This window comes from Mesorhizobium sp. M0998 (genome assembly GCF_040318885.1).
Taxonomy (GTDB): Bacteria; Pseudomonadota; Alphaproteobacteria; order Rhizobiales; family Rhizobiaceae; genus Mesorhizobium.
On record NZ_JAMYND010000117.1, the window covers coordinates 1 to 1207 of the forward strand.

Sequence of the window (1207 nt, forward strand, 5' to 3'; positions counted from 1 at the left end):
CCGTCGACGCCAATATGGGCTTGCCGAGCGAGCGCGGTCCCTTGGCTGGAAAGACGCCATCGTCATCGATGAAGATCTCGGTCGTTCAGGGTCTGGCATCAGCCGTCCGGGCTTTGAGAAGCTTCTGGCGGCGATCTGCGAAGGTCGGGTTGGTGCGGTCCTCGCCATTGAAGCCTCCCGGCTGGCCCGCAATGGCCGGGACTGGCATACGCTCATCGAGTTTTGCGGCCCTGTCGGAACGCTCATCATCGATGAGGACGGCATCTACGAACCGCGTCATCCCAACGACAGGCTGCTGCTCGGCATGAAGGGCACGATGAGCGAACTGGAGCTTTCGATCCTGCGGGCTCGCTCGATCGAAGCCCTGAAGCAGAAGGCACGACGGGGCGAACTTTTCCTGACGGTGGCGATCGGTTACGTCAAGTCGGGCCGGAACCGGGTCGAGAAAGACCCGGACCTGCGGATCCGCGAGGCGATCGATCTTGTAACGAACTGCAGAGCATCCGGCAGGTGCATCTGTGGTTGCGCCGCGAGGGCATTATGCTCCCTGCCGTAAATTACACGCGCGCGGCGGACAGGGCGATCGTCTGGAGGCTGCCCGTCTACAATACGGTGCACCACATTCTCACCAACCCGATCTACGCCGGCGCCTATGCGTTCGGGCGAACCTGCAGCAAAGTCACCATAGAGGCCGGACGCAAACGGATTTTGCGTGGGATCAGGCGCGATCGCGCCGACTGGGAGGTCTTGCTCATCGACCATCACGAAGGTTACCTGAGCTGGCACGATTTTGAGAGGAATCAGCGCCTGATCACGGACAATGCCACAAGCAAAGGCCTGGTGCCGCGCGGTGCTCTTCGCCGGGGCGAGTTGCTGCTCGGCGGTCTCTTGCGCTGCGGCCATTGCGGCCGCAAGCTGCATGTCTCCTATTCCGGCAGCAACGGCAATACGGGGCGCTATCATTGCCGCGGAGCGCAGGTCAACCACGGAACCGACCCGTGCATCGGCTTCGGATCGTTGCGGGTCGATCAGGCGGTCAGCGCGGAGGTTCTTCAACGCCTTCAACCGCTCGGCATGGAAGCGGCGATCAAGGCCATCGAGACCTCCACCGTGCAGGCTGGAGAGAAGCGGCGCCATGTGGAGCTCGCACTCGAGCAGGCACGTTATGAAGCCGCCCATGCACGCCGCCAGTATGACGCCGTCGACC

General features: G+C 62.6%; 2 protein-coding genes. Both read left to right on the forward strand.

The window, feature by feature from the left end; translation table 11 throughout:
* On the forward strand, window positions 1–556 hold a 556-nt coding region (locus NKH59_RS33345; protein ID WP_353024478.1), incomplete at its 5' end, for a recombinase family protein.
* Window positions 523–1207, forward strand: a 685-nt coding sequence (locus tag NKH59_RS33350) for a recombinase family protein (protein WP_353024480.1), incomplete at its 3' end; no start/stop codon positions are given. The genes NKH59_RS33345 and NKH59_RS33350, both read left to right, overlap by 34 nt.